Source organism: Streptomyces sp. NPDC045470 (genome assembly GCF_040646595.1).
Classification (GTDB): domain Bacteria; phylum Actinomycetota; class Actinomycetes; order Streptomycetales; family Streptomycetaceae; genus Streptomyces.
Window position 1 is genome coordinate 312,005 of sequence record NZ_JBEZAN010000001.1, and the last position, 23,604, is coordinate 335,608.

27 protein-coding genes are annotated in these 23,604 nt (G+C 72.2%); 7 read left to right on the forward strand and 20 right to left on the reverse strand.

All coding sequences use genetic code 11. The features are described from left to right. Positions 1-3: 3 nt before the first annotated feature. Positions 4-369, reverse strand: a complete 366-nt coding sequence (gene hisI / locus AB0A97_RS01290; RefSeq protein ID WP_125056869.1) for a phosphoribosyl-AMP cyclohydrolase — start codon at positions 367-369, stop codon at positions 4-6. A gap of 314 nt (positions 370-683) precedes the next feature. On the opposite strand from hisI, the gene AB0A97_RS01295 reads away from it, so the two are divergent. Beyond that, positions 684-1,316, forward strand: a complete 633-nt coding sequence (locus AB0A97_RS01295; protein WP_361142796.1) for a TIGR03085 family metal-binding protein — start codon at positions 684-686, stop codon at positions 1,314-1,316. Between the two features lie 45 nt (positions 1,317-1,361). On the opposite strand, the gene AB0A97_RS01300 is transcribed toward AB0A97_RS01295, so the two are convergent. The 6 genes from AB0A97_RS01300 to AB0A97_RS01325 form a co-directional block, all read right to left on the reverse strand. After that, positions 1,362-2,618 carry an ATP-grasp domain-containing protein gene (locus AB0A97_RS01300; protein ID WP_361142799.1) on the reverse strand — a complete coding sequence of 419 codons (1,257 nt, stop codon included), beginning with the start codon at positions 2,616-2,618 and terminating at the stop codon, positions 1,362-1,364. Further along, positions 2,599-3,534, reverse strand: coding sequence for an EamA family transporter (locus AB0A97_RS01305; RefSeq protein WP_361142801.1), 936 nt, complete (start codon positions 3,532-3,534; stop codon positions 2,599-2,601). The genes AB0A97_RS01300 and AB0A97_RS01305 overlap by 20 nt, the downstream gene beginning before the upstream one ends. A 9-nt stretch (positions 3,535-3,543) precedes the next feature. Continuing rightward, positions 3,544-4,242 carry a YggS family pyridoxal phosphate-dependent enzyme gene (locus AB0A97_RS01310; protein WP_361142803.1) on the reverse strand — a complete coding sequence of 233 codons (699 nt, stop codon included), beginning with the start codon at positions 4,240-4,242 and terminating at the stop codon, positions 3,544-3,546. Then, positions 4,239-5,207, reverse strand: a complete 969-nt coding sequence (locus AB0A97_RS01315; protein ID WP_361142806.1) for a cysteine synthase family protein — start codon at positions 5,205-5,207, stop codon at positions 4,239-4,241. The genes AB0A97_RS01310 and AB0A97_RS01315 overlap by 4 nt, the downstream gene beginning before the upstream one ends. A 129-nt stretch (positions 5,208-5,336) precedes the next feature. Beyond that, on the reverse strand, positions 5,337-5,903 hold the full coding sequence (locus AB0A97_RS01320; protein ID WP_361142809.1) for a phosphoribosyltransferase family protein: 567 nt from the start codon (positions 5,901-5,903) through the stop codon (positions 5,337-5,339). A 285-nt stretch (positions 5,904-6,188) separates the two neighbouring features. Continuing rightward, positions 6,189-7,091: a LysR substrate-binding domain-containing protein gene (locus AB0A97_RS01325; RefSeq protein WP_361142812.1), complete on the reverse strand. Its 903-nt coding sequence runs from the start codon at positions 7,089-7,091 to the stop codon at positions 6,189-6,191. Positions 7,092-7,186: 95 nt separating this feature from the next. Between AB0A97_RS01325 and AB0A97_RS01330 the strand changes: the two genes are divergently transcribed. From AB0A97_RS01330 to AB0A97_RS01340, 3 genes are read left to right on the forward strand one after another with little or no spacing between them, the layout of a single operon-like run. Continuing rightward, a complete protein-coding gene (locus tag AB0A97_RS01330; RefSeq protein ID WP_361142815.1) occupies positions 7,187-7,891 on the forward strand; it encodes a succinate dehydrogenase cytochrome b subunit in 705 nt (234 codons plus the stop codon). A gap of 2 nt (positions 7,892-7,893) precedes the next feature. Next, the gene (locus AB0A97_RS01335; protein ID WP_361142818.1) at positions 7,894-9,843 is read left to right on the forward strand and encodes a fumarate reductase/succinate dehydrogenase flavoprotein subunit; all 1,950 of its coding nucleotides are present in this window, start codon (positions 7,894-7,896) and stop codon (positions 9,841-9,843) included. Continuing rightward, a complete protein-coding gene (locus AB0A97_RS01340) occupies positions 9,840-10,586 on the forward strand; it encodes a succinate dehydrogenase/fumarate reductase iron-sulfur subunit (RefSeq protein ID WP_361142821.1) in 747 nt (248 codons plus the stop codon). Before AB0A97_RS01335 ends, AB0A97_RS01340 begins: the two co-directional genes overlap by 4 nt. Before the next feature lie 16 nt (positions 10,587-10,602). On the opposite strand, the gene AB0A97_RS01345 is transcribed toward AB0A97_RS01340, so the two are convergent. The 11 genes from AB0A97_RS01345 to hisD all read right to left on the reverse strand — a co-directional run bounded on the left by AB0A97_RS01345 (position 10,603) and on the right by hisD (position 17,943). Continuing rightward, positions 10,603-11,370 (reverse strand): LysM peptidoglycan-binding domain-containing M23 family metallopeptidase, encoded by a 768-nt coding sequence (locus AB0A97_RS01345; protein ID WP_361142824.1) that lies wholly within the window; start codon positions 11,368-11,370, stop codon positions 10,603-10,605. Positions 11,371-11,541: 171 nt separating this feature from the next. Further along, a complete protein-coding gene (locus tag AB0A97_RS01350) occupies positions 11,542-11,919 on the reverse strand; it encodes a hypothetical protein (protein WP_361142827.1) in 378 nt (125 codons plus the stop codon). Then, positions 11,916-12,134 (reverse strand): hypothetical protein, encoded by a 219-nt coding sequence (locus AB0A97_RS01355; RefSeq protein ID WP_030375788.1) that lies wholly within the window; start codon positions 12,132-12,134, stop codon positions 11,916-11,918. The genes AB0A97_RS01350 and AB0A97_RS01355 overlap by 4 nt, the downstream gene beginning before the upstream one ends. An 86-nt stretch (positions 12,135-12,220) precedes the next feature. Then, positions 12,221-12,976, reverse strand: coding sequence for an imidazole glycerol phosphate synthase subunit HisF (gene hisF / locus AB0A97_RS01360; RefSeq protein ID WP_361142830.1), 756 nt, complete (start codon positions 12,974-12,976; stop codon positions 12,221-12,223). Beyond that, positions 12,973-13,368: a RidA family protein gene (locus AB0A97_RS01365; protein ID WP_361142833.1), complete on the reverse strand. Its 396-nt coding sequence runs from the start codon at positions 13,366-13,368 to the stop codon at positions 12,973-12,975. Before AB0A97_RS01365 ends, hisF begins: the two co-directional genes overlap by 4 nt. After that, complete coding sequence (priA, locus tag AB0A97_RS01370) at positions 13,365-14,090, reverse strand: bifunctional 1-(5-phosphoribosyl)-5-((5-phosphoribosylamino)methylideneamino)imidazole-4-carboxamide isomerase/phosphoribosylanthranilate isomerase PriA (protein ID WP_361142835.1); 726 nt, start codon at positions 14,088-14,090, stop codon at positions 13,365-13,367. Before priA ends, AB0A97_RS01365 begins: the two co-directional genes overlap by 4 nt. 11 nt (positions 14,091-14,101) lie before the next feature. Continuing rightward, complete coding sequence (gene hisH, locus AB0A97_RS01375) at positions 14,102-14,749, reverse strand: imidazole glycerol phosphate synthase subunit HisH (RefSeq protein ID WP_361142838.1); 648 nt, start codon at positions 14,747-14,749, stop codon at positions 14,102-14,104. Next, positions 14,746-14,910, reverse strand: coding sequence for a hypothetical protein (locus AB0A97_RS01380; RefSeq protein ID WP_199930901.1), 165 nt, complete (start codon positions 14,908-14,910; stop codon positions 14,746-14,748). The genes hisH and AB0A97_RS01380 overlap by 4 nt, the downstream gene beginning before the upstream one ends. Next, on the reverse strand, positions 14,907-15,500 hold the full coding sequence (hisB, locus tag AB0A97_RS01385) for an imidazoleglycerol-phosphate dehydratase HisB (protein ID WP_003984418.1): 594 nt from the start codon (positions 15,498-15,500) through the stop codon (positions 14,907-14,909). The genes AB0A97_RS01380 and hisB overlap by 4 nt, the downstream gene beginning before the upstream one ends. Continuing rightward, positions 15,497-16,612 carry a histidinol-phosphate transaminase gene (locus AB0A97_RS01390; RefSeq protein ID WP_361142842.1) on the reverse strand — a complete coding sequence of 372 codons (1,116 nt, stop codon included), beginning with the start codon at positions 16,610-16,612 and terminating at the stop codon, positions 15,497-15,499. Before AB0A97_RS01390 ends, hisB begins: the two co-directional genes overlap by 4 nt. 8 nt (positions 16,613-16,620) lie before the next feature. Beyond that, entirely contained in the window at positions 16,621-17,943 is a 1,323-nt protein-coding gene (gene hisD / locus AB0A97_RS01395; protein WP_361142845.1) for a histidinol dehydrogenase, read from the reverse strand. A gap of 382 nt (positions 17,944-18,325) precedes the next feature. Here hisD and AB0A97_RS01400 point away from each other — a divergent pair, with 382 nt between their 5' ends. The 3 genes from AB0A97_RS01400 (at position 18,326) to ybaK (ending at position 21,613) form a co-directional block, all read left to right on the forward strand. Beyond that, positions 18,326-19,930: an oxidoreductase gene (locus AB0A97_RS01400; RefSeq protein WP_361142848.1), complete on the forward strand. Its 1,605-nt coding sequence runs from the start codon at positions 18,326-18,328 to the stop codon at positions 19,928-19,930. 254 nt (positions 19,931-20,184) lie between these two features. Then, the gene (locus AB0A97_RS01405; RefSeq protein ID WP_361142851.1) at positions 20,185-21,006 is read left to right on the forward strand and encodes an LON peptidase substrate-binding domain-containing protein; all 822 of its coding nucleotides are present in this window, start codon (positions 20,185-20,187) and stop codon (positions 21,004-21,006) included. An 82-nt stretch (positions 21,007-21,088) separates the two neighbouring features. After that, complete coding sequence (gene ybaK, locus AB0A97_RS01410) at positions 21,089-21,613, forward strand: Cys-tRNA(Pro) deacylase (protein ID WP_361142854.1); 525 nt, start codon at positions 21,089-21,091, stop codon at positions 21,611-21,613. A 332-nt stretch (positions 21,614-21,945) separates the two neighbouring features. Here the strand turns inward: ybaK and AB0A97_RS01415 are convergent, their stop codons facing one another. Together AB0A97_RS01415 and AB0A97_RS01420 are read right to left on the reverse strand one after the other, a co-directional pair. Then, positions 21,946-22,653 carry an ABC transporter permease gene (locus AB0A97_RS01415; protein WP_361142857.1) on the reverse strand — a complete coding sequence of 236 codons (708 nt, stop codon included), beginning with the start codon at positions 22,651-22,653 and terminating at the stop codon, positions 21,946-21,948. A 134-nt stretch (positions 22,654-22,787) separates the two neighbouring features. Beyond that, positions 22,788-23,534: an ABC transporter permease gene (locus AB0A97_RS01420; RefSeq protein ID WP_361145130.1), complete on the reverse strand. Its 747-nt coding sequence runs from the start codon at positions 23,532-23,534 to the stop codon at positions 22,788-22,790. Positions 23,535-23,604: the final 70 nt, after the last annotated feature.

Here is a 23,604-nt window from a genome sequence, read left to right on the forward strand (position 1 = left end):
AGCCTACTGCCCTTCGGTGAGCACATCCTCATCGAAGCAGGTACGGGCTCCGGTGTGACAGGCCGCGCCGACCTGGTCGACCTTGACCAGGACCGTGTCCGCGTCGCAGTCCAGGGCGACGGACTTCACGTGCTGGACGTGGCCGGAAGTGTCGCCCTTGACCCAGTATTCCTGGCGGCTGCGGCTCCAGTACGTGCAGCGGCCGGTGGTGAGGGTGCGGTGCAGCGCCTCGTCGTCCATCCAGCCGAGCATCAGCACCTCGCCGGTGTCGTACTGCTGGGCGATGGCGGGGACCAGACCGTCGGCGTCGCGCTTGAGGCGGGCGGCGACGGCCGGGTCGAGCTGGGAGTTCAGGACGCGGCTGCTCATACGTCCATTGTGCCGTGCGCCGGCGGCGCGCGGTGCGGGTGGCGTACGGCATCCTGCCTCCATGACCCGCCAACCGCCGCCTCCGGACGCCGACCGCACGGCGAAGGTCGCGTCGGCGGTGCTGTTCGCGATCTTCGCCGCCGGGCTGCTGGTCACGGTCGTCCTGCTGCTGCGGGGCTGACGCCGTACGGCCGGGACGCGGGGCCGGCACCGTACGGTGGGCCGGTGTCCGGCCGCGCATCCGGACAAACCCGGCGCCGTGTCCGGAGCGCGGCGCCGTGGCACCCGCCGCGCCCCGGTCGTAGGGTGGGCGTATGTCGACCCATGCGAAGCGCGAACGGCTGCTGCTTGCCGACCTGTTGGAGAGCGCCGGGCCCGAGGCGCCGACGCTGTGCGAGGGCTGGACCGCACGGGACCTCGCCGCACACGTCGTGGTGCGCGAGCGGCGTGCGGACGCCGCCGGCGGCCTGGTCCTCAAACCGCTGGCGAGCCGCCTGGAGCGGGTGCAGCGGGAGTTCGCCGCCAAGCCGTTCGAGGAGTTGCTGCAACTGATCAGGACCGGTCCGCCCAAGCTGTCGCCGTTCTCGCTCAAGCAGCTCGACGAGGCGTCCAACACGGTCGAGTTCTTCATCCACTCCGAGGACGTACGGCGGGCGCGGCCCGACTGGACGCCGCGTGAGCTGGACCCGGTCTTCTCGGACGCCCTGTGGTCCCGCCTGGAGAAGATGGCGCGGCTGCTGGGGCGCAAGTCGCCGGTGGGGCTGGTGCTGCGGCGGCCGGACGGCCGGACCGCAGTGGCCCACCGGGGCACGCCGGTCGTCACGGCCACCGGCGAGCCGGGCGAGCTGCTGCTGTTCACGTTCGGACGGCAGACGGTGGCCGATGTGCAGTTGGACGGGGACAAGGACGCGGTGGCCAAGGTTCTGGAGGCCGGGCTCGGCCTGTAGGCAGGCGGGCCCGGGGGCCGCTCCGACGGCCCCCGGGCACCGCGTTCACCGTTCCCTGTCGACCTCGTAGAGCCCGCCCGTCTCCTGGAGTTCCAGCGCGCGCAGCCGCCGGTAGTCGGTCTCGATCTGCCGCTCGTCCTCGTGCAGGAGGTAGCAGACGCCGGGTGACGTCGCCGAGTCCACCGTGGGGCTGAGGAAGTCGCCGGCCCGGACGCCGAGGTGGTGGTCGGCGTACGACGGCAGCTCGCGCAGCCGCTCGAAGCCGTCCAGGGACGTCAGCCGCCCCGCGAACGGGGAGATCAGCGAGACGTAGCGCAGTCCGGTGCGCGGCTCGGCCGGGACGGCGGTGCGGGCGGCGAAGGCCGCCGGGTCGCTGCCGGCCAGGGCGGTCAGTTCCACGTGGTTGGTGCCGAAGCAGCGGCTGACCACGTGCGGCAGGATGCTGCCGGCCAGCCGGGCGCCGGTCTCGATCAGGACGGGCCCCTCGTCGGTCAGCATGACCTCCGAGTGTGCGGGCCCCCACCGCACGCCGAGCGCGTCCAGGACGCCCAGCAGGTACGGGGCGAGGGCGGCGGCAGCGGGGTCGTGCGCGGTCAGCGGCTCCTCGTAGTCGTAGATCGCCGCCCCGCTGCGGCCGCGCCGCTTGTGGTAGCGCCAGATCTCGGCGATGTGGTGGCGGCCGTCGGCACTGACGGTGTTGGCGAAGTACTCGGTGCCCGTCAGGTGTTCCTGGAGGACGACGGTCCTGTTGCGGTTGCCCTGGATGTTGGACGAGCTGAGGATGTGGCCGAAGGAGGTGCACAGTTCGACCGGGTCGGCGCAGAAGAAGACGTTGTCGGTGCCCGCGCTGTCGGCGGGCTTGACGACCAGCGGCCAGCGGCCGTGGGCCCGTGCCCAGCCGAGGGCGGTGTCGAAGCGGGAGGTGCGCAGGGTGTCGGGGGCGCGCAGCCCGTGGGCCCGGACGGCCATCGCCATGTCGTACTTGTCACGCCGTACCCGCCGCTCGTCCGGGGCGTTGCCGGGCAGGCCGAGGCGGCGGGCGAGGGTGTCGGCGAGGTCGACGCCGCTCTCGTTGCCGGGCAGGACGAAGGCGGGGGCGGCCGGGCGCACCGCGTCCAGCAGCGCCTCCAGGTCGCCGTCGTGCACCAGGCATTCGGTGAAGGCGCCCTGCGGGAAGGTCCGCAGGAGGTGGGCGGGAAGGGCCGGGGTGCTCTGCACGTGGACGCACTTGACGCCGTGTCCGGCGAGGGCGGCGGGCAGGAAGCGGCCGGTGGAGTAGGCGTCAACGATCAGACACTGCATGGGTCCTGCTTTCCTGCGCCACCGCGGCCGGGGGCGCGCCCCGGCGGGCCAGCAGCCCGATCGCGATGAAGACGGTGATCACGGCGATGCCGAGGGTCGACGGCACCGAGAACGTCAGCCGGGAGTCGGCCAGCTGGACGAGGAGGGTCATGGCGGGGGCGAGCGCGCAGATCATGGAGGCGGTCATCGGCGTCACCTTCCGCACCCCGATCTGCACCAGATAGGCGGGGATCGAGACGCCGATGACGGCCACCACCGCGCCGGGCACCAGCGCCCGGCCCAGTTGCTCGGCCCCGGAGAAGGACGCCAGCGTCCAGCCGACCGCCGCCACCAGGCCGAACCGCAGCCCCATGACGGTCGGTACGTCCACCCCGGCCGCGCCCAGGCGGGCGGAGAAGACGACGTTGGCGGCCCCGCCGGCGCCGGAGGCGACCGCGGCGCACAGGCCCAGCGTCATGGCCAGGGCGGCCCGGTCGCCGACGCCGCTGCGGCCGTCCAGCGACGCCCAGACCAGCCCGGCCAGGGTGAGCAGGATGCCGATCGCGGACAGCAGCTCGCCGGGCAGGACGCGGTCCCGCTTCCACCACAGGGCCTGGAGGAGGACGGTGAAGGCGGGGCCGATGGCGATGGACACGACGTTGGTGACGGCCGGCTCCATGAGCTTGAGGGCGTACAGGAGCGTCAGCCAGGTCACGGCGGTGGTGATGTTGAGGACGAGGAGGTCGACGGCGTGCGCCCGGACGACGGCCAGCAGCCGGGCCGGGCGCAGCCGGACGGCGGTGAGCAGGCAGAAGAACGCCCCGGTCAGGGTGAAGGCGACCGCGGCCACACTCCCCGGGTCCACGTGCTGCAGGCGTTCGGAGGCGAAGACGTCCACCAGGGCGGAGAACAGGCTGAAGACGAACAGCGCGGTCACGGCACCTCCTCAGTACCGCGGGCGCGGCCCGAAGACCGCCTCGCCGACCCGCACCGTGGTCGCGCCCTCGGCCACCGCGGTCTCGAAGTCGGCGCTCATCCCCATGCTGAGCTGCCGCAGGCCCGACGCGGCCGCCAGCGCGCGCAGCGTCCTGAAGTGCGGGCGGGGGTCGCTCCCGTAGGGCGGGATGCACATCAGGCCGACGACGGGCAGGCCGTAGGTGTCCACACACTCCGTGACGAACGCGTCCGCCTCGGCTACGGGCACGCCGCTCTTGTGCGGTTCACCGCCGGTGTTGACCTGGACGAAGCAGTCCGGGCGGCGCCCGGTGCGGTCCATGGCGGCGGCCAGGGCCGCGGCCAGGCGCGGCCGGTCCACACTGTGCAGCACGTCGAACGCGCGGACGGCCGCCGCGGCCTTGTTGGTCTGCAACGGGCCGATGAGGTGGAGCAGGGTGCCGGGGTGGCGCTCGCGCAGCGGCGGCCACTTGCCCTGCGCCTCCTGCACCCGGCTCTCGCCGAAGTGCCGGTGCCCGGCCTCCAGAGCAGCGGCGATCGCGGGCGCGCCGTGGAACTTGCTGACGGCGACGAACCGTACGTCCCGGGGCGGCACCCCGGCCCGCGTACAGGCCAGGTCCAGCCGGGCGGTGACGGCGGCCAGGCGCGCCGCGAGGTCCGGTTCCGCCGTGGAGAGCTGCTCGGCGCTCATGAGTCCGTCCCCGCCCCGTACTGCTCGTAGCGGCCGTCCCAGATGCTGAGGTACTTCCAGGCGGAGTCGAACAGCACGGTGAGCACGATCTCTTCGGGCGGCAGGGTCCTGGCCAGCCGCTGGGCGGCGAAGATGTTGCCGCCCGCGGTGGGCCCGACGGGCAGCCCTTCCTCGGAGATGAGGCGTTTCATGGTGTTCCAGCCGTCGTCGCCGGTGATCAGTTCGACCTCGTCGACGAGTTCCTCGCGCAGGTTGGCCGGTACCTTGCCCGGTCCCAGGCCCATCAGGTTGTGGCTGTGGTGCTCGAAGGGCAGGCCGTGGCGCTTGGCGTACAGGGCGGCCGAGCGGTCCACCTCGACGGCCCGGGTCCGCAGGGCGGGGTACGTGCTCTTGAGGACGTCGGCGATGCCGGTGAAGGTGCCGCCGGTGCCGACGGAGCAGACGAAGTGGCCGGGAGTCCCGCCCGCCGCGCGCAGGTCGGCGACGAGTTCGCGGCCGCAGGAGCGCCAGGCGCGCCAGTTGAGCTGGTTGGTGGACTGGTCGAGGAAGTGGCTGCCGAGATGTTCGGCCACGTACCGCCGGGCGGTCTCCTCGCCCTCCAGCAGGAAGCCGTCGGCGGAGGTCTCCACGACCGTCCCGCCCCAGGACGCGATCTGTTTCCTGCGTTCTTCGGTCATGCCTTCCGGCATGATGATGACAATGCGGTATCCGCGTTGGGCGCCGACCCGGGAGAGGGCGGCGCCGCCATTTCCGGTCGAACATTCGACCAAGGTCATTCCGGGGCTGATCGTCCCGGCCCGCTCCAGTTCATCGATCATGTAGGAGAAGACCCGGTCCTTGTGACTTCCGGTGGGATTACGGAATTCGCATTTGGCGAATATGCGGGCGGCTCCGGGCTCGGCGATGTGGCGTAGTTCGTACAGCGGCGTGCGGCCGGTCTCGGCGCCGGGGCTGGTCGTGCTCACACGAAACTCCTCGGGCGGGTGTGAACGGTGGTGTTCCGGCATACGTGCGGAAAGCGGGGACACGCGGCGCACGGGCGTACGGCGGCTGCCCCGCGCGGCGTCCTCCGTGCGGCGTCCTCCGTGCGGTGTTCAGCCCAGGACGGCCACGCGTCCGGACTCCGGGTCGACCGCGATGCGGATGACCGAGCGGACCTCGACGCCGAAGCGCTCGGCGACCCGCTGCCGGCCGCCGTTCTCCGGTTTCTCCACCGCCACCAGGACTTCCTCCACCCGGGCACCGGCCGCCCGGACGGCCTCGATCAGGGCGATCAGGGTGCCGCCGGTGCTGATGGTGTCGTCGACGATCGTCACCCGGTCGCCCGGCTCGACACCGTTGACGTAGAGCGTGCCCGCGAAGTACTCGCTGTCCAGGGGCACCGAGATGCCGTGCCCGCTCAGGTCGTAGGTGTACCAGCGGGCGACGGCGAGCGGCAGCCCGACGGCCAGCGACACCGCGCTGCCGAGAATCGCGCCCTTGTCCTCCTCGACCAGGATCTTCCCGGTCTCGAAACTGCCCAGTTCGATCAGTCGGCTGGTCGCCTCCGCGAGTACTTCCGGGCGGAGTGCGGGTGACTGGTCGGTGAATTCGTTGACCGTGGTGAGATGCCGCCCCGATTTGACGGTCGGCGCGCCCGCGTAAACCTCTTCCAGCAACATCGGCTGTCCTGTGCCTTTCCCCCGTGGCGCCCATTGCTGTGCCGTTGTTCGGCAAGTGCAGCTTTTTTACCGCCGCAAACGTAGAAAGGGCAATGGTCGCCCTGGATTGTGCCCGGAAACAGCCTGTTCTCGCTGGGACCACTGTGCCGCGCGCCGGTTCGCGCCCCCTGCCACCTGGGCAGCACCCCGGGTGGGGGCGCGTATTTTCTCGGCCGCATGGCTGAAAAGCGCTCTGCGCCCGGGCCCCGGCGGGGCCGGCGGCACGCCATGACACGTCGTGGCACGTCAGCCACCCGGCCGCGCCAGCCCCAACTGCGTCAGCAGGATGCGCCGCAGTTCCCGGGCGGCCCGCGGCGGTGAGACGTCCCCCCGGTGTGCCACCGAGATCACCCGGTGCATGCCCGGCGTCGCGAAGCGGGTGACGTGCAGCCCCGAGCGTTCGGCGACCATGCTGGGCACGACCGCGACGCCCAGCCCGGCCCGTACGAAGCCCAGTACCGCGTCCATCTCGCCGCCCTCCACGGTGAAGACCGGCTCGAAGCCGGCCGCCCGGCACGCTGCCGTGGTGAATTCCCGCAGGTCGTAGCCGCGCCGGAACATCGCCAGCGGCCGGTCCCGCAGATCCTCGACGCGCATCCGGCGGCGGCCGCCCACCGGGGCCGGGCGGTCCGGCGCGGAGACCACGACCAGTTCCTCGCGCAGCAGTTCGGCGGTGGCCAGCGCCGGGGCCTGTTCCGGCAGGGGCGTGATGATGAGGGCGAGGTCCAGCTCGCCGGCCGCCAGGACCCGGACGAGATCCTGCGAACCGTCCTCGTGGACGACCAGTTCCACGCCCGGATAGGCGGTGTGGAAGACGCTCAGCACGTCCGGGACCAGGCTCGCGCACAGGCTGGGCGGCGCGCCGAGCCGCAGCCGGCCGCGCCTGAGCTGCGCGACCTCCTGCACCTCGCGCCGGGCGGTCTCGGTGTCGGCGAGGATGCGCCGGGCCAGCGGCAGCAGGGTGCGGCCCGCGTCGGTGAGGGTGATGTGGCCGCGCGCCCGGTGGAACAGATCGGCGCCCAGTTCCCGCTCCAGGGCCTTGATCTGCTGCGAGAGAGAGGGCTGAGCGACGTGCTCGCGCTCGGCGGCGCGGGTGAAGTGGCGGGTGTCGGCGACCGCCACGAAGTAGCGGAGCTGCTGCGGCTGCATACGGCCGATGATAGGCGGCGATAGAGAGAGCCTATGGAGATGAGCCGGACCATGTCTTGGACTGATGGGCCGACCGGTCCTTACCGTCGGGACTCATGGCACTGGACACCCGGACGGAACGACGGCCGTCCTTCGCGGGCCTACTGTGGCGCTCGACCGTCGGCAAGAAGACCGCGATGGCGGTCAGCGGCATGGTGATGCTGCTGTACCTGGTCGCGCACATGCTGAGCAACCTCAAGATTTTCTTCGGGCCCGACGAGCTCAACGGCTACGCGCACTGGCTGCGGACCGTCGGCGAACCCTTCCTGCACCACGAGTGGTTCCTGTGGATCGCCCGGGTGGTGCTGCTGGCCGCCGTCGTGACGCACGGCGTGGCCGCCTTCCAGCTCAGCCGCCGCGACATCAGGGCGCGACCGAGCACGTACGTGCACAAGAAGCCGCGGCAGAGCTACGCCACCCGCACCATGCGCTGGGGCGGCGTCATCCTCGCCCTGTTCATCGTCTGGCACATCCTGGACCTGACGACGCTGACGGTGAACCCGCGGGCCGAGGCCGGACACCCGTACCAGAACCTGATCGCCTCCTTCGACCGCTGGCCCGTCACCACGCTCTACATCGTGGCGATGCTCGCCCTCGGCCTGCACGTACGGCACGGGTTCTGGAGCGCCGCGCAGACGCTGGGCGTCGGCAGCGCCGCCCGCGACCGGGTGCTCAAGACCGTCGCCAACCTCCTCGCCCTGGTGCTGACGGCGGGTTTCGTCGCCGTACCGGTGGCCGTCGTGACCGGAGCAGTGAGCTGACCATGACCACGTACACCGATTACCGGACCGGGGAGCCGGTCGCCGACACCAAGGCGCCCGAGGGCCCGGTCGCCGACCGCTGGGACACCCGCCGCTTCCAGGCCAAGCTGGTCAACCCGGCCAACCGCCGCAAGCACACCGTCATCGTCGTCGGCACCGGCCTCGCGGGCGGCTCGGCAGGCGCCACCCTCGCCGAACAGGGCTACCACGTGGTCCAGTTCTGCTACCAGGACTCGCCGCGCCGCGCCCACTCGATCGCCGCGCAGGGCGGCATCAACGCCGCGAAGAACTACCGCAACGACGGCGACTCCGTGCACCGCCTGTTCTACGACACCGTCAAGGGCGGCGACTTCCGGGCCCGCGAGTCCAATGTGCACCGCCTGGCGCAGATCTCCGTGGAGATCATCGACCAGTGCGTGGCCCAGGGCGTGCCCTTCGCGCGGGAGTACGGCGGCCTGCTCGACACCCGCTCCTTCGGCGGTGTCCAGGTCTCCCGTACGTTCTACGCCCGCGGCCAGACCGGCCAGCAGCTCCTGCTCGGCGCCTACCAGGCGCTCTCCCGGCAGATCGCCGCCGGAAACGTCGAGATGCACCCGCGTACGGAGATGCTGGACCTGATCGTCGTCGACGGCCGGGCCCGCGGCATCGTGGCCCGCGACCTGATCACCGGCCGGATCGACACGTACTTCGCGGACGCCGTGGTCCTCGCCACCGGCGGCTACGGCAACGTCTTCTACCTGTCGACCAACGCCATGAACTCCAACGCCACCGCGATCTGGCGCGCCCACCGGCGCGGCGCGTACTTCGCCAACCCCTGCTTCACCCAGATCCACCCCACCTGCATCCCGCGCACCGGCGACCACCAGTCCAAGCTGACGCTGATGAGCGAGTCGCTGCGCAACGACGGCCGCATCTGGGTGCCGAAGACCAAGGGGGACGACCGCCCGCCCCACAAGATCCCCGAGGCGGAACGCGACTACTACCTGGAGCGGATCTACCCCTCCTTCGGCAACCTCGTCCCCCGCGACATCGCCTCCCGCGCCGCCAAGAACGTGTGCGACGAGGGACGCGGCGTCGGCCCCGGCGGCCAGGGCGTCTACCTGGACTTCGCCGACGCCATCGCCCGGATGGGCCGCAAGGCCGTCGAGGACAGGTACGGCAACCTCTTCGACATGTACGAGCGGATCACCGCGGAGAACCCGTACGAGGTCCCGATGCGGATCTACCCCGCCGTGCACTACACGATGGGCGGCCTGTGGGTCGACTACGACCTCCAGACCACCGTGCCCGGCCTGTTCGCCGTCGGGGAGGCCAACTTCTCCGACCACGGCGCCAACCGGCTCGGCGCGTCCGCCCTCATGCAGGGCCTCGCCGACGGCTACTTCGTGCTGCCGTCCACGATCAACGACTACCTGGCCCGCAACCCGCACCACGGCGAGATCACCGCCGGCCACCCCGCCGTCCAGGAAGCCCTCGCCGAGACGGAGGACCAGCTCAACCTCCTCCTGGCCGTCGACGGCGACCGCACCCCCGACTCCTTCCACCGCGAACTGGGCGAACTGATGTGGGAACTGTGCGGCATGGCCCGTACGGAGACCGGCCTGCGCAAGGCGCTCGACCGCATCCCGCAGATCCGCGAGGAGTTCTGGCGCCGGATCAAGGTGCCCGGAACCGGCGAAGAGCTCAACCAGTCCCTGGAGAAGGCCAACCGCATCGTCGACTACCTGGAACTGGCCGAGCTGATGTGCCTCGACGCGCTGCACCGCGCCGAGTCCTGCGGCGGCCACTTCCGCGAGGAGTCGCAGACCCCCGACGGCGAGGCCGAGCGCCGCGACGAGGCGTTCTCCTACGCGGCCGCCTGGGAGTTCACCGGCACCGGTGCCGCACCCGTCCTGCACAAGGAAGACCTGGTCTTCGAGTACGTCCACCCCACCCAGCGGAGCTACGCATGAAGCTCACCCTGCGCGTCTGGCGGCAGCGCGACGCCGACGCCGACGGCGGCATGTCCACCTACGACGTGGACGGCATCTCCCCCGACATGTCCTTCCTGGAGATGCTCGACACCCTCAACGAGGAACTCATCCTCAAGGGCGACGATCCCGTCGCCTTCGACCACGACTGCCGCGAGGGCATCTGCGGCGCGTGCAGCCTGGTCATCAACGGCGAGGCGCACGGCCCGGAGCGCACCACCAGTTGCCAGCTCCACATGCGGTCCTTCCGGGACGGCGACACGATCGACGTCGAGCCGTGGCGCGCGGCCGCCTTCCCCGTCGTACGGGACCTGGTCGTCGACCGGTCCGCGTTCGACCGGATCATCCAGTCCGGCGGCTACATCACCGCGCCGACGGGCGCAGCGCCCGAGGCGCACGCCACGCCCGTACCGAAGCCGGACGCCGACTTCGCCTTCGAGCACGCCGAGTGCATCGGCTGCGGCGCGTGCGTGGCGGCCTGCCCGAACGGCTCGGCGATGCTGTTCACCTCGGCGAAGGTCAACCACCTCAACGTCCTCCCGCAGGGCACGCCCGAACGCGAGTCCCGGGTGCTGGACATGGTCACCACCATGGACGACGAGGGCTTCGGCGGCTGCACCCTCGCCGGGGAGTGCGCCACCGCCTGTCCGAAGGGCATCCCGCTGTTCAGCATCACCAAGATGAACCGCGAGTACGTACGGGCGGCCCGCAAGGGCAGGCGGTGAAGCGCAAGCCTTCACCTCAGTCGAACGCCCCGTGCCGGCGCAGCCAAGCCATCGGGTCCACCGCCGACCCGTAGGCGGGCGTCGACCGTACCTCGAAGTGCAGATGCGGTCCGGTGACGTTGCCGGTGGCGCCGGACCGCCCGATGCGCTCACCGGCGCCGACGGTGGCGCCCACCGGCACCCGGATCTGCGACAGATGCGCGTACTGCGTGTACGACCCGCTGTGGTGCCGGATGACGACCTCGTACCCGAACGCGCCGCCCCAGCCCGCCTTCACGACGGTCCCGCCGCGGGCGGCGCGGACGGCGGTGCCGACGGGCACGGCGAAGTCCTGCCCGGTGTGCCCGTTGGCCCAGTGGCCGCCACCGGCCCCGAACCCGGCGGTGAGCGTGCCCGCTCTGACGGGCCGTACGGCGTCCCCGCCCGCGGCACGCGCGGCGGGCCGCTCGGCGGCGCGGGAGGCGCGCCGTTGCGGGGCCGCGGCCGTACCGCTCAGCTTCAGTTTCGTACCGACCTTGATCAGGTCCGGATCACCGCCGACCGCCGAGCGGTTGCTCGCGTACAACTTCGTCCAGCCCCCCTTGACCCCCTGCTTCGCGGCGATCTCGGAGAGGCTGTCACCGGGGGCGACGGTGTACGTCCCGCCGTCCGCGGCGGAGGCGACGGACGCGCCGACGACCGGCAGCGCGAGGGTGGCGGCCGCGGTCGAGGCGCGGGTGAGTAATCGGCCCGCACCGCTGCGGCGACGGGGTGCTCGGTGACGGCCGGTCGGGGAGAACATCATGGCGGGGCGTCCTTCCGGTGGGCATCCGGGATCCGAACGCGAGAACGGTAGGGAGCCCCCGTCCATGAACACAAGCACCACGGGAGAATCGGTCAGCGGCTGTCCCGATGGGCCCGTTACGCGCCGGGGTCCGCGCGGTCACTCACCGCGCGAGCCGCACCTGGTTACGTCCTACTTCACTTTCCAGTCACGCAGGCGCAGTGCCGTTTCCAGCAAACCGGCTTCACCGCTGCGCAACTCGCGCACCAGATGCGCCATCGCACCCAGCGGCGGAGCAACCGGTTCACCGGACTCCGCCATGTATGTTTCGGCACAGGCCGCCCCGATCGCGGCGTTGTAGTCCGAGAACGGCTGCAGGAGCAGCGCCGTGTGCAGGAAGCTGGCGGCCCGGGTGGCCGTTTCCTCGTAGTACGCCTCTCCCGCGAAGCGTTCGTACTGATGACGCTGGGCCATGCAGTACAGAGCACCCCAGTCCCGTACGGGGGTGTTCTCGGGCGAGACCTCGATCTGTACGTTGAGGATCCACCCGGCGTCGGCGTGGAGGATCACCGCAGGCCTTCCGGGAAGACCTGCTCGAATTCGGCCTTGTACTCCAGCGCCTTCTTCGTGGCTCCCTCGACGAACCGCTGCTTCTGCCGCCGCCGCACCACGCTCTCGGTCAGTATTCCGTGCGCCAGCCGCTTGATCGCGACGCCCTGCTCCTTGGCCTCGGCGCGCAGCTCGGCCAGCTCTTCCTCGGTGAACTCAATCGTGATTCCAGGCATGAGCGCAGGCTAGACCCGGCGCCACCTTGATCACTACCAGATTCACTACCAGGGGTGAACCGAGGGTGCGCCGACCCCCACGCCCCTCACCGCACCGGATGCCCAGCCCCCCGCAACGTCTCCTTCACCTCACCGATCCGCAGATCCCCGAAGTGGAAGACGGACGCGGCCAGCACCGCGTCGGCACCGGCCTCGACCGCGGGCGGGAAGTCCGCCAGGCGGCCCGCGCCGCCGCTGGCGATGACGGGGACCGTGACGTGCTTGCGGACGGCGGCGATCATCTCCGTGTCGTAGCCGTCCTTGGTGCCGTCGGCGTCCATGGAGTTCAGGAGGATCTCGCCGGCGCCCAGTTCCGCGGCGCGGTGGGCCCACTCGACGGCGTCGATGCCGGTGCCGCGGCGGCCGCCGTGCGTGGTGACCTCGAAGGAGCCGGTCTCCGTGCGGCGGGCGTCGACGGACAGGACCAGGACCTGGCTGCCGAAGCATTCGGCGATCTCGCGGATCAGGTCGGGGCGGGCGATGGCGGCGGTGTTGACGCCGACCTTGTCCGCGCCGGCGCGCAGGAGTTTGTCGACGTCCTCGGGGGTGCGGACGCCGCCGCCGACCGTGAGGGGGATGAAGACCTGTTCGGCGGTGCGGCGGACCACGTCGTAGGTGGTCTCGCGGTTGCCGGAGGAGGCCGTGATGTCGAGGAAGGTCAGCTCGTCGGCGCCCTCCTGGCCGTAGACCTTGGCCATTTCGACGGGGTCGCCGGCGTCCCGCAGGTTCTTGAAGTTGACGCCCTTGACGACCCGGCCGTTGTCCACGTCCAGGCAGGGGATGACTCGGACCGCCAGGGTCATGTGCTCGTGGCCTCTCTGAATGCTTCGAGTTCGACTTCGACCAGTACGCGCGAGTCGGCGAAGCCGGAGACCACGACCAGGGTCGCGGCGGGCCGTACGGTGTCGAAGAGTTCCTTGTGGGCGCGGGCCGCCTCGTCCACGTCCCGCGCGTGGGTCAGGTACATCCGGGTGCGGACGACCGAACCGGCCCCGAGCCCGAACGGCTCCAGGGCCACCAGCGCGTTGGAGAAGGCGACCTTCGTCTGTTCGTACGGGTCGCCCTCCCCGTACAACACGCCGTCGACCAGTGGCATCGTGCCGGCGACCAGGACGCGGTCGCCGGCCGCCACGGCGCGCGCGAAGCCGATGATCTCTTCCCAGGGACTGTCGGTCTGCGCGCGCTCGATGGTCATGACGACACGGCCTCCAATGCCTCTTCCAGGGTGAACGCCTTGGCGTAGAGCGCCTTGCCGACGATGGCGCCTTCGACGCCTTCCGGTACCAGGGTGGCGATCGCGCGGAGGTCGTCAAGGGAGGAGACGCCGCCGGACGCGACGACCGGCTTGTCGGTCGCGGCGCAGACGCCCCGCAGCAGTTCCAGGTTGGGGCCCTGGAGAGTGCCGTCCTTGTTGATGTCGGTGACGACGTAACGGGCGCAGCCCTCGGAGTCGAGGCGGGCCAGCGTCTCGTAGAGGTCGCCGCCGTCGCGGGTCCAGCCGCGGCCGCGCAGCGTGGTGCCGCGGACGTCCAGGCCGACCGCGATCTTGTCGCCGTGCTCGGCGATGACCTTGGCGACCCACTCGGGGGTCTCCAGCGCGGCCGTACCGAGGTTGACGCGCTTGCAGCCGGTGGCCAGCGCGGCCTCCAGGGAGGCGTCGTCGCGGATGCCGCCGGAGAGTTCGACCTTGATGTCCATGCTCTTGGCGACCTCGGCGATCTGCGCGCGGTTGTCGCCGGTGCCGAACGCCGCGTCGAGGTCGACCAGGTGCAGCCACTCGGCGCCGGACCGCTGCCAGGCCAGCGCGGCCTGGAGCGGGTCGCCGTAGGACGTCTCGGAGCCGGACTCGCCGTGCACGAGGCGGACCGCCTGGCCGTCGCGGACGTCGACGGCGGGGAGGAGTTCGAGCTTGCTCATCGCGGAGGGTCCTAGAGGGTCTTGGTCCAGTTGGACAGCAGCTGGGCGCCGGCGTCGCCGGACTTCTCGGGGTGGAACTGGGTGGCCCACAGCGGGCCGTTCTCGACGGCGGCCACGAACGGCTCGCCGTGCGTGGCCCAGGTGACCTGGGGCGCGCGCATGTTGGGATTGCCGACTTCCAGCTCCCATTCGCGTACGGCGTAGGAGTGCACGAAGTAGTAGCGGGCGTCGGCGGGCAGGCCGTCGAAGAGCCGCGTGCCCTCCGGTGCCCGTACGGTGTTCCAGCCCATGTGCGGCACGACGTCGGCCTTGAGCGGGCCGACCGTGCCGGGCCACTCGTCCAGGCCCTCGGTCTCCACGCCGTGCTCGATGCCGCGGGAGAAGAGGATCTGCATACCGACGCAGATGCCCATGACCGGACGTCCGCCGGACAGCCGGCGGCCGATGACCCAGTCGCCGCGGGCCTCGCGCAGGCCCTTCATGCAGGCGGCGAAGGCGCCGACGCCGGGGACCAGCAGACCGTCGGCGTTCATCGCCTTGTCGTAGTCACCGGTGATCTCCACGTCCGCGCCGACGTGGGCGAGGGCGCGCTCGGCGGAGCGGACGTTGCCGAAGCCGTAGTCGAAGACGACGACCTTCTTGGCGGGTGCGGCACTCAATTCCAGACCTCCAGGCGGAGGATGCCGGCGACCAGGCACATGGCCGAGCCGATGCCCAGCAGGACGAGCACGCTCTTGCCCATCCCCTGCTTCCAGAAGGAGTAGAGCCCGCCGAGCAGGAAGAGGCCGAGGACGATGAAGACGGTGGACAGGCCGTTCACAGCGCTCCCTTGGTGGACGGGAGGATGCCGGCGGCGCGCGGGTCGCGCTCGCTGGCGTAGCGCAGCGCGCGGGCCAGCGCCTTGAACTGGCACTCCACGATGTGGTGGGCGTTGCGCCCGTACGGGACGTGGACGTGCAGGGCGATCTGCGCCTGCGCGACGAAGGACTCCAGGATGTGCCGGGTCATCGTCGTGTCGTACGTGCCGATCATCGGCGCGATGTTCTCCGGCTCGGTGTGCACCAGGTAGGGGCGGCCCGAGAGGTCGACGGTCACCTGGGCCAGCGACTCGTCCAGCGGGACGGTGCAGTTGCCGAAGCGGTAGATGCCGACCTTGTCGCCGAGGGCCTGCTTGAAGGCGGCACCCAGCGCGAGGGCGGTGTCCTCGATGGTGTGGTGGGTGTCGATGTGCAGGTCGCCGTCGGTCTTGACCTTGAGGTCGAAGAGGCCGTGCCGGCCGAGCTGGTCGAGCATGTGGTCGTAGAAGCCGACGCCTGTCGACACGTCCACCTGGCCGGTGCCGTCGAGATCGATCTCGACCAGCACCGAGGTCTCCTTCGTGGTGCGCTCCACGCGCCCAACGCGGTTCATCGGTTCTCCTTCAGTACTGCACGGACCGCGTCGAGGAACGCGTCGTTCTCGGCGGGGGTTCCCGCGGTGACCCGCAGCCAGCCCGGTACGCCGTTGTCACGGACCAGGACGCCCTGGTCGAGGATGGCCTGCCAGGCCGCGTGCTGGTCGTCGAACCTGCCGAACTGCACGAAGTTGGCGTCGGAGTCGACCACCTGGCAGCCGGCCGCGCGCAGCTCGTCCACCAGCCGGTCGCGCTCCGCCTTGAGCTCTTCGACGTACTTCAGGAGCGTGTCGGTGTGCTCCAGGGCGGCCAGCGCGGTGGCCTGGGTGACGGACGAGAGGTGGTACGGCAGGCGGACGAGCTGGACGGCGTCGACCACGGCCGGGTCGGCGGCCAGGTAGCCCAGGCGCAGCCCGGCGGCGCCGAACGCCTTGGACATGGTGCGCGAGACGACCAGGTTGGGGCGGCCCTCGATCAGCGGGAGCAGCGAGGGGCGGTGGCTGAACTCGCCGTACGCCTCGTCCACGACGACCAGCGCGCCGCCGGTGTCCGCGCGGGCGGCCTGCGCGGCCTCGTACAGCGCGAGAACCGTTTCGGCGGCGACGGCGGTGCCGGTGGGGTTGTTGGGCGAGCAGACGAAGACCACGTCGGGCCGCTGCTCGCCGATGGCCGCCACGGCCGCCTCGACGTCGATGGTGAAGTCGTCGTTGCGCGGCCCGGAGATCCAGCCGGTGCCGGTGCCGCGCGAGATCAGGCCGTGCATGGAGTACGACGGCTCGAAGCCGATGGCGGTGCGGCCCGGCCCGCCGAAGGTCTGGAGCAACTGCTGGATGACCTCGTTGGAGCCGTTGGCGGCCCAGACGTGGGCCGCGGTGACCTCGTGGCCGCCGGTGCGCGTCAGGTAGGCGGCCAGTTCGGTGCGCAGCTCGACCGCGTCCCGGTCGGGGTAGCGGTTCAGCTCGCGGGCCGCCTCGGTGACCCGCTCGGCGATCCGTCGCACCAGCGGCTCGGGCAGCGGGTACGGGTTCTCGTTGGTGTTCAGGCGGACGGGGACGTCAAGCTGCGGCGCGCCGTAGGGGGACTTGCCGCGCAGCTCGTCCCGGATGGGGAGGTCGTCGATCTTCGTCACGTGCTCGCTCACTTGCCCTGCGGGATCTTCCAGGCGAACCTGGCCTTCAGCGCGGCGCCGTGGGCCGGGAGGTCCTCGGCCTCGGCGAGGGTCACCACATGGTGGGCGACCTCGGCCAGCGCGTCACGGCTGTAGTCCACGACGTGGATGCCGCGCAGGAACGACTGGACGGACAGGCCCGAGGAGTGGCAGGCGCAGCCGCCGGTGGGCAGGACGTGGTTGGAGCCGGCGCAGTAGTCACCGAGCGAGACGGGCGCGTACGGGCCGACGAAGATCGCGCCGGCGTTGCGCACCCGGGCGGCGACCGCGGACGCGTCGGCGGTCTGGATCTCCAGGTGCTCGGCGCCGTACGCGTCGACGACCTTCAGGCCCTCGTCCACGCCGTCCACCAGCACGATCGCGGACTGCCGCCCGCCCAGCGCGGTGCTGATCCGCTCGGTGTGCTTCGTCGCGGCCACCTGGGTCTTCAGCTCGGTCTCGACGGCGGCGGCCAGTTCGGCCGAGTCGGTGACCAGGACGGCGGCGGCCAGCGTGTCGTGCTCGGCCTGGCTGATCAGGTCGGCGGCGACGTGCGCGGCGTCGGCGGTGGCGTCCGCGAGGACCGCGATCTCGGTGGGGCCGGCCTCCGCGTCGATGCCGATGCGGCCCTTGAGCAGGCGCTTGGCGGCGGCGACGTAGATGTTGCCGGGGCCGGTGACCAGGTTGACCGGGCGGCACTCCTCGGTGCCGTACGCGAACATGGCGATCGCCTGGGCGCCGCCGGCCGCGTACACCTCGTCCACGCCGAGCAGGGCGCAGGCGGCGAGGATCGTCGGGTGCGGCAGGCCGCCGAACTCCGCCTGCGGCGGGGAGGTGACGGCGACGCCTTCGACGCCCGCCTCCTGCGCCGGAACCACGTTCATGACGACGGAGGACGGGTAAACCGCCAGGCCACCGGGTACATACAGGCCGACGCGCTCGACCGGGACCCAGCGCTCGGTGACCGTGCCACCGGGGACGACCTTGGTGGTGACGTCCGTGCGGCGCTGCTCACGGTGGACGATCCGGGCGCGCCGGATCGACTCCTCCAGGGCGGCCCGGACGGCCGGGTCCAGCTCCGCGAGCGCCCGCTCCAGCGCCTCGGCGGGCACGTGTACCCGCTCGATGGCGACCCCGTCGAACCGATGGGCGTACTCGATCAGCGCGGCCGTCCCACGATGGCGCACGTCCTCGCAGATGGGCCGCACCTTCTCCAGGGCGGCTTCCACGTCGAACTCGGCACGGGGCAGCAGGTCGCGCAGGGCGCCGCCCTCGGGGAGGGCGGCACCGCGCAGATCGATTCGGGAGATCACCCCTCCAGTGTCTCAGACCCGTTCCCGGGGCCGAGCGCCCGTATCAGCCGGTGATACACAGCTCAGTCGGTGACGCACGGCACCGGGACCGGGCCGGGGCTGGGCCTCACAGCCGTCCGCAGGACCGTCTCGAAGTGAACCTCACCGCGCGTGTTCAGGCGGTCACGTAGCGGGCATGGGGTTCGTACGGGCGTACGGGCGCAGGGAGTGACGGGGCGGACGCGCGGGGGACAGGTCGCGGAAGCGGCCCCCGGGGCCGGTCCGGCCCGTACGGCGGCACGCCTCAGCGGGCCGGCGGCGTGCACAAACGGTTGGACGCGGGCCCCGCACACGCGGGACCGTACGGACCCGCTCGGGGGAGCGGGGAAAGGGGGAAGGCACGGTGGCCACGCCGGAGGAGGGCGACGCACCCGCGGCCCTGATGCTGAACCCTGCCGAGTGGAGCCTGTGGCAGGCGTTCCGCAACGGCAGCACCTGCGACCTGCGCACCGGCGACCCGGCCAGGGACGACCCGCACGGGCAGTTCCGGTGGGGCCCGGAGCGGCGGGTGCGCGCCCGGATCGTCGCGCTCCTGCTCCTGGAAGGGCCGCCCGCGCAGCCCGGACGGGTCTCCGCGCTGAAACTGGCCGGTGCGTACATCACCGACACTCTCGACCTCGCGGGCGGCACGATCAAGCCATTCGTGGAGCTGCGCGACTGCCGCTTCCAGAACGAGGTCGTCCTGCCGGAGAGCCGCTTCACCACCCTGCGGATGGTCGGCTGCGCCATCCCCCGGGTCGAGGCCGCCCGGCTGCACACCGAAGGCGACCTGCACCTGCCGCGCTGCGTCGTCCGCTCCGGCATCCGCCTGACGGACGCGCACATCGGTACGGACCTGCTGCTCAACCAGACCGTGGTGCACAAGGACCGGCAGGGCCGCTCCGTGATGGCGGACGGGCTCACCGTCGCCCAGGACCTCCAGGCCGAGATGATGGAGTCCTACGGTGAGCTGTCGCTGCGCGGCGCGACGATCGGCGTGTCGCTGAGCCTGCGCGGCAGCCGGCTGAGCAACCCGTACGGTCGGCGCGCCCTGAACGCCCCTCAGATGACGGTCGAGCGCACCCTGTACCTGACCGGCGCCGGCCTGGCCAGCTCGCCGTTCTCCAGCACCACCGCCACGCCCCCGTACGGCATCGCCCACACCCCCACCCGCGGCACCCGTATGCAGCGCTTCGAGTGCGAGGGCGGCATGCGGCTGGACGACGGGCGGTTCGGCGACGCCGTCGACTTCGAACAGGCCCGCTTCATCATGGAGGCCGACCAGGAGCTGTCGTTGCGCCGCATCCAGACGCCGGAGCTGCGCTTCCTGGGCGAGCGGCCGCAGCGCGGGCGGGTCATCCTCTCCGGCGCGCGGGTCGTCAACCTGGTCGACAAGGCGGCGAGCTGGCCCGGCCTCGGCGGCCTGTGGATGGCGGGCTTCAACTACGAGACGCTCATCCCGCGCGGCCACTTCCCGCTGTCCCGGCGGCTGGAGTGGGTGGCCGCCGCCACGCCGGAGTACGCGCCGGAGCCCTACGAGATGCTCGCCACCGCCCTGCGCGGCAGCGGCGAGGACTCCGACGCCCGCGAGGTACTGCTCGCCAAGCAGCGACGGCGGCGCGAGACCCTGCCGATGGCCGCCAAGCTGTGGGGGTTCCTCCAGGACTGGACGGTGGCGTACGGCTACCGGCCCGGGCGGGCCGCGGTGTGGATGGTGATCCTGTGGGCCCTCGGCACGGTGTACTTCGCCCAGTCCCCGCCCCCGGCCCTCAAGCCCGGCGAGGCGCCGCCCTGGAATCCGTACCTCTACTCCCTCGACCTGCTGCTGCCGGTGATCGATCTCTACCAGGGCTCGTCGTGGAAACCGGACGGCGGCTCCCAGTGGGTCGCCGCGGTCATGATCCTGGCCGGGTGGGTCCTGGCGACGACGGTCGCGGCGGGCGCGTCGCGGCTGCTGCGGCGGCAGTAGCCGGGGGCTGCGGCGGGGCGCCGCGGCGAGCGCGGCACGGCGGGCGCGGCACGGCGGGCGCGGCACGGCGGGCGCGGCACGGCGGGCGCGGGAGTGCGCGGGGGCGCGCGGATCGGGCCGGGCTCCGGAACACCTACGCGGGGCCGGTCCGGGCCGTACGCCGCCGGAAGAGGGGCCGCTCGCCCCTTCCCCGCGCGTCCCGGATCGCGGGCCGCGAACCACTCCCGTCTCCACAGGCTCTAGGCTTACGGGCTGTGACCTCCGTGCGCCTACCGCTCTTCCCGCTGAACTCGGTGTTGTTCCCGGGACTCGTCCTCCCGCTCAACGTCTTCGAGGCGCGGTACCGGGCGATGATGCGCGACCTCCTCGCCCTGCCCGAAGACGAACGTCGTTTCGGGGTCGTCGCGATCCGCGACGGCCGCGAGGTGGCGCCCTCCGCCCCCGGCCTGCCGGACAGCACCGCGCTGCCCGCCGGCGGTCCCGGCGCCGGTTTCGGCCCCGACCCGATCAGCGCCTTCCACACCGTGGGGTGCGTGGCCGACGCGGCCACCATCCGGGAGAAGAGCGGCGCCCCCGGTTCGGCCCTCGCCTCCGACGAGGGTGCCGAGGCCGCCGCGGACGCGGCGCTCTCCCCCGGCGCCGGGGCCGAAGCCTCCGGGTACGAGGTGCTGGCCACCGGCACCACCCGCTTCACGCTGCTGTCGGTGGACGCCTCGGGCCCGTACCTGATGGGCGAGGTGGAGGAGCTGGCGGAGAGCGAGGGCGAGGGCGCCGGAGCGCTGGCCTCCGGTGTCGTACGGGCCTTCCGCACCTACCAGAAGCGGCTGGCCTGGGCGAACGAGCGTACCCTCGCCGGCGGCCAGGACCTGCCCGGCGAGCCGTCGGTGCTGTCGTACCTGGTGGCGGCCGCCGCCGTGCTCGACATCCCGGCCAAGCAGCGGCTCCTGGAGGCGCCGGACGTGGCGGCCCGGCTCACCCAGGAGCTGAAACTCCTTCGCCAGGAGACCGCGGTGATCGGTAAGCTCCCGTCGCTGCCCGCGGTGGACCTGACCCGCCACCCGACCAGCCCCAACTGAGCGCGGGGGCATCGCCCCTGCCTCCACCCCCGCACCCGTCCCCGTACCGACGACCTTACGAGCGAGCCGAGGCGCGACGACCATGTCCAAGAAGCCGAAGCGGACCAAGCAGCCGAAGAACGGGAAGCAGCCGGCCGGCGGCACCCCGGCGACGGTCGCCCTCACCGAGGCGGGCGTCGACTTCACCCTCCACGCGTACGAGCACGACCCGGCCGCCGCCTCGTACGGCGAGGAGGCCGCCGAGGCGCTCGGGGTCTCCCCCGACCAGGTCTTCAAGACGCTCCTCGCCGAGGTGGACGGCGCGCTGACGGTCGCCGTCGTACCGGTCTCCGGCTCCCTGGACCTCAAGGCCCTGGCCGCCGCGGCCGGCGGCAAGCGCGCCGCGATGGCCGACCCGGCCGCCGCGGAACGCAGCACCGGCTACGTACGCGGTGGTATCTCCCCGCTCGGCCAGCGCAAGCGCCTGCGTACGGTGCTCGACGCGTCGGCGGCCGCGCACGGGACGGTGTGCGTGTCGGCCGGGCGCCGCGGCCTGGAGGTCGAGCTGTCCCCCGCCGACCTCCAGCAGCTCACGGAGGCGACGCTCGCGGACATCGCGCGCGACTGAGTCCGCACGCGGCCGAGGGCGGCCGAGGGCGAGGGCGCGGCTCTGCCAGGTGCGCGCGCTCCGCGTGCGCCGGGGTGCCGGGAAGCGCTCCACGCGCCGTACGCCGTGCCGCGCGCGGCCGGATGTGCCCCGTACGCCCCGCCCGTCACGACGCCGGGCCTTTACGCCTGCCCCGTCCTCCGCTACGACCCGTGGAGGAGGTTCGCCCATGTCGAAGAAGACCCGTAAGCGGAAGTGGCGCATCAAGAAGGGCAAGGCCAACCACGGCCGTCGGCCCGCCTGAGCGAGCGGACGGACCCGACGCGCGACGGGACCCCGTCAGCCGCCGGCTGTCAGCTGTCCGAAGGCGGCGGGGCCTGCGGGCTCTGCTGCCCTCCGGGGTACCACTCCGGCTGCGGCGGCTCCGGGTCGCGGGGGCCGAAGAGGCCGGTCAGGAGCAGATGCGCGATCATGGCGCCGGCCGGCCAGGCGATCAGCGCGCCCTTGGCCTGGAGGCGCAGCGGCGCGTCGAACGGGACGCCCTTGCGGACCTCCGCCGCGAGCTCAGCCAGGTCCGACGTCGGGCCCAGCCAGATACCGAACCGCCAGGCTGCCACGGAGCCGAGCAGTCCGCCCACCACCAGCGCCACCACCAGCGGGATGCCCCCGCCCCGGCGGAAGAGGAACGCGCCCGCCGCGCACACCACCCCGAAGCCGAGGGCCAGCAGGATGAACGTGCCGTCCCCGCCGATGGCCTCCTCGCCCTCGACGTTCTGGAGGTAGACGTTGCCACTGCCGTCCGCGATCAGCGGGACGCGCGGTGCCAGCCACGCCCACAGGGCGCCCAGCAGCACACCGCACACCGTCACCACGAGCGCGATCAGCGCGGTCTCGAACAGTTCACGGCGGAACTCGGCCCGGTCCTGCACGGCGGACCCCCCGGAGGTCGGATGGTCGGACGTCGCCCCGGACGGACTGGCCCAGGGGTTGTACGTCTGCTCGGTCGCCCGGTTGTCGTGCGGCTGGTTCTCGTGCGGCTGCGGCGTCTGCGGTGCGGTCACCCTGTCATCGTGCCAGGTGGGCACGGTGCCGCTGTCGGCAGGACGGCCGAGCGGCCGGTTCCGGCCGGTCTGCCCGGCACCGCCCGGGGGGCCTGCGGAGGCCCCGCGCCCCGCCGGGCCGTCCGCCGGGTCCGTCACCGTACGGCCGCCCGGCGGTACGCCCACGTCGCCACGGCCAGCGACAGGACGCCGACCGCCGCGCAGACCCCCAGGTCCGTGAGGACCGCCAGCCAGTCGGGTCGGGCGTCGAACCCGCGGGCCAGGGCCTCGACGCCGTACGTCGACGGCAGCAGGTCCCGCGCGTACGAGATCGGTACGGGCAGCCGGGCGGCCGGCAGCACGCCCAGCAGCAGGGCCGCGGACATGCCCAACTGGCCGCATAGGGTGGCCAGTTCCGGTCGCGGCGCGAGCAGGCCCAGCGCCGCGCCGAGCCCGGCTAGGGCCGCTCCGGCCAGCGGGATCACCGCGATCAGCACCCACAGGTTCGTCATCGGAAGCTGGAACAGCAGACAGCCGGTCACGGCCGTGACCACGGTCCCCGGCGCGGTGAACGAGGCGTACGCGGCGGCCGCGCCGAGCACCACGGCGGCGGGCGGCACCGGCAGCGTGGCGTAGTGGTCGAGCCCGCCGCTGGCGCGGAGCTGCCCGAAGTACTGGGCCAGCAGGTTCAGCGCCACGAACGCCACGACCAGCACGCTGGAGCCGGCGACGACGGCCCGCGCGGCGTCGCCGCCGTCGACCACTCCGCGCATCAGGACCATGATCCCGACGGACTGGAAGGTGGCCACGAACAGCAGCGGAATCCGCGCCACCCGGGCCCGGGACAACTGGGCCCGGTACACGGCGGCGAGAGCGGGCAGCAGACGGGCGGCGGGCGCCAGGGGCGCGGCGGCCGGGACGTCCGGGTCCGGGCGCGGCCCGGCGGCGCTCTCCGGTCCGGCGGCAGGCCCG